General features: G+C 52.9%; 9 protein-coding genes. 7 read left to right on the top strand and 2 right to left on the bottom strand.

Annotated elements, in window-relative coordinates:
* The first annotated feature begins 257 nt into the window (after positions 1–257).
* Positions 258–932 (top strand): response regulator transcription factor, encoded by a 675-nt coding sequence (locus tag AC1HCM_RS04695; RefSeq protein ID WP_479460618.1) that lies wholly within the window; start codon positions 258–260, stop codon positions 930–932.
* On the opposite strand, the gene AC1HCM_RS04690 is transcribed toward AC1HCM_RS04695, so the two are convergent.
* Complete coding sequence (locus tag AC1HCM_RS04690) at positions 914–1,867, bottom strand: sensor histidine kinase (protein ID WP_479460617.1); 954 nt, start codon at positions 1,865–1,867, stop codon at positions 914–916. The genes AC1HCM_RS04695 and AC1HCM_RS04690 overlap by 19 nt on opposite strands.
* 86 nt (positions 1,868–1,953) lie before the next feature.
* Between AC1HCM_RS04690 and pstS the strand changes: the two genes are divergently transcribed.
* Genes pstS through AC1HCM_RS04660 form a run of 6 tightly spaced genes read left to right on the top strand, consistent with a single transcriptional unit; the run spans position 1,954 to position 7,363 of the window.
* On the top strand, positions 1,954–2,943 hold the full coding sequence (pstS, locus tag AC1HCM_RS04685) for a phosphate ABC transporter substrate-binding protein PstS (RefSeq protein ID WP_479460616.1): 990 nt from the start codon (positions 1,954–1,956) through the stop codon (positions 2,941–2,943).
* Positions 2,944–2,963: 20 nt separating this feature from the next.
* Positions 2,964–3,914 carry a phosphate ABC transporter permease subunit PstC gene (gene pstC / locus AC1HCM_RS04680; RefSeq protein ID WP_479460615.1) on the top strand — a complete coding sequence of 317 codons (951 nt, stop codon included), beginning with the start codon at positions 2,964–2,966 and terminating at the stop codon, positions 3,912–3,914.
* Positions 3,893–4,753, top strand: coding sequence for a phosphate ABC transporter permease PstA (pstA, locus tag AC1HCM_RS04675; protein WP_479460614.1), 861 nt, complete (start codon positions 3,893–3,895; stop codon positions 4,751–4,753). The genes pstC and pstA overlap by 22 nt, the downstream gene beginning before the upstream one ends.
* The gene (locus AC1HCM_RS04670; RefSeq protein WP_479460613.1) at positions 4,753–5,193 is read left to right on the top strand and encodes a hypothetical protein; all 441 of its coding nucleotides are present in this window, start codon (positions 4,753–4,755) and stop codon (positions 5,191–5,193) included. The genes pstA and AC1HCM_RS04670 overlap by 1 nt, the downstream gene beginning before the upstream one ends.
* Before the next feature lie 18 nt (positions 5,194–5,211).
* Positions 5,212–6,900 carry an excinuclease ABC subunit UvrC gene (uvrC, locus tag AC1HCM_RS04665; protein ID WP_479460612.1) on the top strand — a complete coding sequence of 563 codons (1,689 nt, stop codon included), beginning with the start codon at positions 5,212–5,214 and terminating at the stop codon, positions 6,898–6,900.
* Positions 6,893–7,363 (top strand): hypothetical protein, encoded by a 471-nt coding sequence (locus AC1HCM_RS04660; RefSeq protein WP_479460611.1) that lies wholly within the window; start codon positions 6,893–6,895, stop codon positions 7,361–7,363. Before uvrC ends, AC1HCM_RS04660 begins: the two co-directional genes overlap by 8 nt.
* On the opposite strand, the gene rimM is transcribed toward AC1HCM_RS04660, so the two are convergent.
* On the bottom strand, positions 7,350–7,844 hold the full coding sequence (gene rimM / locus AC1HCM_RS04655; protein WP_479460610.1) for a ribosome maturation factor RimM: 495 nt from the start codon (positions 7,842–7,844) through the stop codon (positions 7,350–7,352). The two genes, AC1HCM_RS04660 and rimM, sit on opposite strands and share 14 nt — an antisense overlap.
* Positions 7,845–8,005: the final 161 nt, after the last annotated feature.

The following is an 8,005-nucleotide window of genomic DNA, read 5'->3' as shown; positions in this document are numbered from 1 at the left end:
GTAGCTATGGCTCTCGGAAAAGAGCAGCCTCGGGAAATCCTCAAGCGTGTAGAGAAGTATCTTTATCAGCTCTAAGGATAGGATGAACCACATGATGGCTTTTACAGAGCCGGCGAAAAGGTTTGTGGGTTTGAGGATCTGGGATGCTTCCTTCATTCTCCGTATATATGATCTCTATAGTTCGTTAAGCTTTCGTTAGTGAGGTGTTAAGGCTCTGTTAACCTAAACTTAACATAGGCAAGAATACATTTATAGGTATGCCAAAGGTCTTTCTCGTTGAGGACGATGAGGATATCGCCTTTGTGGTAGCCCAGAGCCTCAGTAGGGAGGGCTACGAGGTCAGGAGCTTTCAGAGGGCTACCGATTTTTACTCCGCCCTTGATAGGGAGAAGCCGGACCTCGTTATACTTGACATCATGCTTCCTGACTTTGACGGTTTCAGAATAGCCCGCTTCCTCAAGAACAGGCCTGACCTTGCAGACCTTCCCCTCATATTCCTCACCGCCAAGGTGGGGGAGGAGGATAGGCTGAGGGGGTTTGAGCTCGGTGCGGACGACTACATAACCAAGCCCTTCTCGGTGAGGGAGCTCGTGGCGAGGGTGAACGCCCTTATGAGGAGGGTGGGAAAGAGGAGGAGGGAAGGTGTTTTTAGCTTTGAGGGGCTTGAGCTTGATGCCGAGAAGGTGAGGCTGACGGTTGACGGAAAGGAGGTAAAACTTACACCTTCGGAGTTCAACATACTGAGGCTCCTTATGGAGAACTACGGAAAGCCCCTGAGCAGGGACAGGATAATTGAGGAGATATGGGGTGTGGGGAGGGATGCAACCGACCGAACGGTGGACGTCCACATAAAACACCTGAGGGATAAGCTCGGAAGGTACGGACACCTAATAAAGACGGTGAGAGGTTTCGGCTACAAGTTTGAGCTCTGATCCCTGAAGAGGAGCCTCACCCGCGTCCCTTCACCCTTCCTGCTCAGAACCTCAATCTCAGCACCGAGGAAGTCCGCTATCTTCTTGCTTATGGCGAGCCCGAGCCCCATCCCCTTCCTGTTCTCACCTCCAAAGAAGGGGTTGAAGATGAAGGGAAGCTCCTCCTTCCTTATGCCTTCTCCCGTATCCCTTATCTCTAAAAGGACGCCTTCCGGCGTTCTTTCCGAGGACAGAAACACCTTACCTCCCTTCACGTTGTACCTGACCGCGTTCTCAACTACGTTCCTCAGAAGAATGTAGAGCTTCTCCCTATCCGAAGTGAGCCTGTCGGCGGATAGGTCCTTCACAACCTCAAGCCTTAGCTCCTCTATCTCAGCCCTGAGGTCTTCAAGTACCCGCCCGAGAACCTCCTCAAGGGAGACCTCCTCCTTGAGCTCCCCCTTCTCCCTGTCAAGGGCGACCAGCAGTCTGACCGTCTTGACCAGCTTCTCCAGCTCCTCCACCCTCGTGAGGGCTCTCCTCAGGAAATCCCTGCTCGGACTCTCCTCCATGAGGGCTGTCTCAAGAAGTCCCTTCACGGCGGTTAGGGGTGTGCTGAGCTCGTGACTCACGGTCGCAACGAACTCCCTCTGGAGCTTCTCTCCCATCTTCAGCTCGGTTATATCCTCAATCTGTATGAATCTCCTCTCACCTGCCGGCGTCAGCCGGTAGGTCCTTCCCTCGTGCTCAAGGACCCTTTCTTCTGCCTTACCCTCAATCAGTTCTCCGACGGAGGCTATGAGCTCAAGGCTCCTGAGGGCTTCGTAGTACTTCTTTCCCTCGTAGCTCTCGGAGAGGATGCCTCTCTGCAGGCAGAAGTCGTTGGCGTACTCAATCCTTCCCTCTTCGTCAAGCACCAATATACCAAGCCTGAGGTTTTTAAGGAGCTCTCTCATGTCTATGAGATTAAAGATGGAAGGTTAACATTTTCTTAACAGAGGGCTCCCTATAATGTAGGTCAGAATTTTAAGGAGGTTTAGGGATGAAGAAGCTGATAGCAGGTGCCCTTGTCCCGGCAATGGGTCTGGTTGCAGCGGAGGTTATAAACGGAGCCGGCGCAACCTTCCCCTATCCTATCTACGCCAGATGGGCTTACGCCTATCAGAAGGAAACGGGTGTTAGGGTGAACTACCAGTCAATAGGCTCTGGAGGGGGTGTTAGGCAGATAAAGAACAGAACGGTGGACTTCGGAGCTTCAGACGCTCCCCTCAAGCCTGAGGAGACGAAGAAGTACAAGCTCGCCCAGTTCCCCACGGTCATAGGTGGGGTGGTTCTCTCCTACAACCTTCCTGTGGAGGGGATAAAGCTCAGCACGGAGGCTGTGTGCGGTATATTCCTCGGTAAGGTCAAGTACTGGGACGACCCTTCTATAAAGAAGAACAATCCTGGGACTAAGCTTCCCCACAGGAAGATAAGCGTGATAAGGCGCTCCGACGGTTCGGGTACGACCTGGATATTTACCAACTACCTCTCCAAAGCCTGCCCGGAGTGGAAGGAGAAGGTCGGCTACGGTAAGGCTGTGAACTGGCCCACGGGTATAGGGGCGAAGGGAAACGAAGGGGTGGCAAATTACATCCGCAGGGTGAGGGGGAGTATAGGTTACGTTGAGTTCGCCTACGCCCTTGAGAACAAGCTGAAGGTTGCCCTCGTCCAGAACAGGGACGGGAACTTTGTAAAGCCCTCAATAGAGAACTTCAAGGCTGCCGCGGCGGGAGCAAGCTGGGACCCTAAGAAGGACTTCTATGAGGTTCTCACGTGGCAACCGGGTAAGAACGCTTATCCCATAGCGGGAGCCACCTTCATACTTCTGGCGAAGGACTACCCGAAGGAGAGAAACAGGAAGGTGGTGAAGTTCTTTGAATGGGCTTACAGAAACGGAGATGATATGGCTATCAAACTCCACTACGTTCCGTTGCCCGAAAAGGTTAAGAACCTCGTAAGGGAGTACTGGAGAGCTCACGGCTGGTACTGATATATAATTGAAGAGGTGAAGTGAGAAGAAGAGAAGATCTCGTAGAGTCTTCTGTAAAGACCCTTCTCGGGTCCTTTGCTCTCTTCGTAGGTCTTCTCTTCCCTCTGCTCACCCTTCTCGTCCTTCTGATAGAGTCCTTCCCAGCCATAAGGAAGTTTGGCATCCTTGATTTCCTGACAGGCACTACCTGGGACCCAGTTGCGGAGGTCTTTGGCGCCCTCCCCGCCCTTTCCGGAACCCTTCTTATCACCTTCATCGCCTCCGCGATAGCTCTCCCCGTGAGCGTTGGAATAGCCATATTCATAGCCGAACTTTCACCGAGAAGGCTAAAACCCATCTTTTCAACGGCGGTGGAGCTCCTCGGAGCCATACCGAGCATAATCTACGGGATGTGGGGTCTCTTCGTGATAGCTCCCCTGATGGCTGACTATGTGGAGCCCTTCCTTCAGGAGACCTTGGGAAGGGTGCCCTGTATCGGCAGGCTCTTTGAGGGTGTACCAACGGGTGTTGATTCCCTGACCTCAAGCCTGGTTCTGTCCATAATGATAATCCCCTTCATGAGCTCAATAGTTAAGGATGCCTTTGAGATGACCCCGGAGCTCCTAAAGGAGGCAGGCTACGGGCTCGGGGCTACAAAGTGGGAGGTTGTAAAGAACATAGTTATACCTTACACCTTGCCGGGCATAGTTGGGGGGATGGTCCTTTCGGTCGGAAGGGCTCTCGGAGAGACGATGGCGGTTGCCTTCCTAACCGGAAACGTCCATCAGGTTCCCAAGAGCCTACTTGAGCCCCTTACAACGATAACGGTTGCCATAGCCAACGAGTTCACCGAGGCTGACTCGGACCTCTACCTGTCTTCCCTTTACTACCTTGCTCTGATACTATTCCTTCTCTCCTTCAGTCTTCTGATGCTGGCTAAGTTCTTTATACTTGAGAGGTTGGGAAAGAGATGGGGAACGAAGAACATCTAAGGCGTGTTGTCCGCAGGCGCAGGCTAGTAAACTTCCTCATGCTGTCCCTCGCAACCCTGACAGCTTTCTACGGAATACTCTGGCTCTTCTGGATACTTGCGGACGTCTTCATTAACGGCTTCAGGTTTATAAATCTGGAGCTCTTTCTCTCCGACCCTGCTCCCCCAGGCGTGGAGGGGGGAGGTCTTAGGCATGCTTTCATAGGTCACTTTATAATAACGAGCCTCGGGACCCTCATGGGCGTTCCCCTCGGAATAGGTGCGGGCATCTTCTTTGCTGAGTACGGAAGGCACTCAAGGTTTGTAGGCTATCTGAGGAACATAACTGACGTTATAGTGAGCTTCCCCTCAATAATAATAGGCACCCTCGTGTACGCGATCATGGTAAAGCCTGTGGGTCACTTCATGGGCATATCGGGCTCGGTAGCCCTTGCACTCCTGATGGTTCCGGTTATAGCTATAACCACCGATGAGATGCTCAAGCTCGTTCCCAACTCCCTGAGGGAGGCAGCTTACGCCCTCGGAGCCTACCGCTGGCAGGTTATAAAGGACGTCTCTTTGAAGGCAGCCAAGAGGGGTATACTGACGGGGGTTATACTGGGAATAGCCCGTATATCGGGAGAGACAGCACCGCTTCTCTTTACATCCTTCAACAACAGCTTTCTGACCCTTGACCCCACCCAGCCGATGGCTTCCCTGACAGTAACCCTTTTCCAGTACGCCATGGGTCCTTACGACTACTGGCACGGGCAGGCTTGGGCTGCTTCCCTGATACTCACCTTCGGAACCCTTATATTCTTTATACTTTCTAAGGCTGTAGTTCATAGGGGGAGACGGTGATGAAGAATGAGAGGGAGGCTCTAAAGGGAACCTGGTCCGCCCTCAACACCGTTTGGTTTGTATCCTTCTTCTCCGTTGTGGTTTACGCCTTCCTTGGCTTGCTTCTGAAGGGGTACGTTGGCTTTTCCTTCGGAGAGGAGACCCTCAACCGTTTGAGAACCTTCCTTTATCTGCTAACCCTTCCAACCATAACTCTCTCCGTTTACAGGAGAAGCAGGGTGGTGGAGAGAGCAAGGGAGGCAAGGAGGAGGGAGGAAAGGTTTCAGCTTTACAGAAGGGCTGTGATAGAGTCGGTGGGAATCATGGACGTCGTCGGAGTTTACGGCTTCCTTCTCCTTCTCTTTGGAGACAGGTTCTACGGCTTCCCTCTCATGATAACCGCTGGTCTCGGGATGCTCTACCTCAGACCGAGGAGATCAGAGCTCCAAGAGCTCCTCTGAGGATTAAGATTAATTCTTATGGACTGGGCTTCTCTGATAGATAGAGCTCCCCAGAAGTGCGGTGTTTACATATTCAAGGGAAAGAGGAAGCCCCTCTACATAGGCAAGGCGAAGAACCTCAGGAAGAGGCTCTGGCAGCACTTTAAGCTCTCAGAGAGCGACCCAAAGGAGTTCGCAATATTCAGGGATTCGGTGGACCTGGAGTGGATAGTCACGAGGAATGAGTTTGAAGCCCTCGTACTTGAGATAGACCTCATCCAGTCCCACAAGCCGAGATACAACATACTCCACAAGTACGGGGGAGGCTATCCCATGCTTCTCATAACCGACGACCCCTATCCGACCGTTAAGGTTGTCCGGGGAACAGACCACAGGGGAACCCTATTCGGACCATTCCTTCAGGCAGGGAAGGCTTATAAGGTCAAGAAGCTCATCCACAACCTCTTCAAGCTAAGAACCTGCGATCCACTGCCAAAGAGGGACCAGCCCTGCATGGACTACCACCTGGGGCTGTGCAGTGCACCCTGCACCGGCTACGTGAGCAGGGAAGACTACAGCCTGAGCGTTGAGGGGGCTAAGGCGCTCCTGTCTGGAGAGGTTTCGGAAGTTCTCCCCAAGCTCTACCTGAAGATTGAGGAGCTTACAAAGGACCTTCTCTTTGAGAAGTGTGCTCAGGTAAGGGACCAGATAAGGTCCCTTGAGAACATAGCGAGGGGTCAGAGTGTATCCGGGCTTCCTTACAGGTCTGCTGACCTCTTCTACAGGCTCGGAAGGAGGGTGGGGCTCTTCCTCATAAGAGGTGGGAAGCTCGTTGGGAAGGAAATATACGACCTTGATAGGGAGGAGGAGCTTGAGGAGTTCCTGCTGGGATATTACTACTCAAACGTGGTTCCCGAAGTTGTCCTGACAAACTTCCCCTTACAGCCCACCCTGAAGAGGTGGATAGAGGGGAGGTCAAAGGCAAGGGTCTCCTTCAGGAGGGAGATACCGAAAGAGCTCCTTAAGCTTGCGGAGGAGAACGTAAGGGAGAACCTGAGCCTTGAGCTCCTGTCCGAGGAGTTTGAGAGGAAGCTCGGCATGGCTCTGCCCAGCGTAGTGGAGGGCTTTGACATCTCCCACTTCTACGGTGAGGACATAGTCGGAAGCTGTGTCGTTTGGGAGAGGGGACAGATGAACAGAAAACGTTACAGGAGATACAAGGTAAAGACCCTGAGCGGCATTGATGATTACGGTGCCCTGAGGGAGGTTCTCACGAGGAGGGCTAAGAGGTTGAAGGAGAAGAAGGAGCCGATGCCAGACCTGTGGCTCATAGATGGGGGGAAGGGCCAGCTAAGGGTGGGCATCTCCGTCAGGGACAGCTTCCGCCTACCTATCAGGGTCTTCTCCCTCGCCAAGGAGGAGGAGATCCTTATAACCGAGGATGGAAGGCAGATAAGACTGAGGGAAGAGCCCTTACTCTACAGGGTTTTCGGTCTTATAAGGGACGAGGCTCACAGATTTGCTCTCTCCTACAACAGGAAGCTCAGAACAAAGAGAGCCCTTGAGGATGTCCTCTCAAAGGTGAAGGGTGTGGGTGAGGTCAGGCGAAAGATAATCTACAGGAACTTTGAGAACCTCTACGAGTTCATAAGGGCAGATGAGGAAAGGCTGAGGAAGCTCGGAATTCCCACAAGCCTGCAACAGGAGGTGAGGAAGTACCTTGAATGACATCCTGAAGGGAGTGAACTTCCCAAGCTATCTCTTTGCCTCCCTTGTCGCAGGGTACGTTATGCTGGGGGCGGACCTCATGCTGGAGGGCTTCCTCAGTCTCTTCGGCACCTACAGGGACTATATAGAGATGATAAAGCTCTGGGGCATATTCAGGGGCTACGAGGACCTTATCATGGTCCTGGGGCACACGGTGAACTCCATTGTGATAGCGATCCCCTTCGTCCACCCGAGGATCTACAGGCTCCTTCCCACCGGAAGCGGTCTCCTGAAGGGTCTCACCTTCGGTATTCTCTGGCACATCCTTGTCCTTGCAGCTCTCTTAATTACCGCCTTCGGCGGTGCTAAGTTCATGAAGGAGTTCCTGAGCATGTCCCTTCCTGATCATTTTTCCCTCTTCCTCCTTCACCTGCTGTGGGCTTCTACCCTCGGGCTGCTCTACACCCCACCTAAAGAGGGATGAGCTCCTCCCTGACCTCAATCCTCCTCCCTTTCCTATCCACACTCAGCACTATCTCACCCACGAAGGGTATCATGAGCCTTCCTCCCTCAAGGACGAGCATATCGTAGACACCAAAGTCCTCAACCCTCTCAACCCTCCCGAGCCTTTTCCCCCTGTCCGTGAACACCTCCATTCCCACGAGTTCGTAAGCGTAGAACTCCCCTTCTTCCCTTTCAGGGAGCTCCTTCTCAGGGAGGAAGAGGGTTGCTCCTTTGAACTGCTCCACGGAGTCAAGGGAGTCGTAGCCCTTGAGCTTAAGGATGAAGAACTTTCCCGAGCCTCTGACCTTCTCCACCTTGAAGGGCACGTAATCTCCACCCCTTCTCTTGAAGAATACCCTCCTGAGCTCCCTCATAACCTCCTCAGGGGCGTAGGGGAGGACCTTTAGCTCGCCCTTGATGCCGAAGGTGTCCACCACCTTTCCTATAGCTACATAATCCATCGCTTTATAATTATCCATCCATGGAAAGCTTCAAGGACCTCAACTCCGAGATAGTGGAGTGCAGGAGGTGCGAACGCCTCTCCGCTTACATAAGGGAGGTGGCTGAGAAGAAGGTCAGGAGATTCTCCGGTGAAGAGTACTGGGGGAAACCTCTTCCTGGG

It is taken from the genome of Hydrogenivirga sp. (assembly GCF_056450045.1).
The sequence above is the reverse complement of the archived record's forward strand: the minus strand, read 5'-3'. Positions and strand labels throughout refer to the sequence as shown.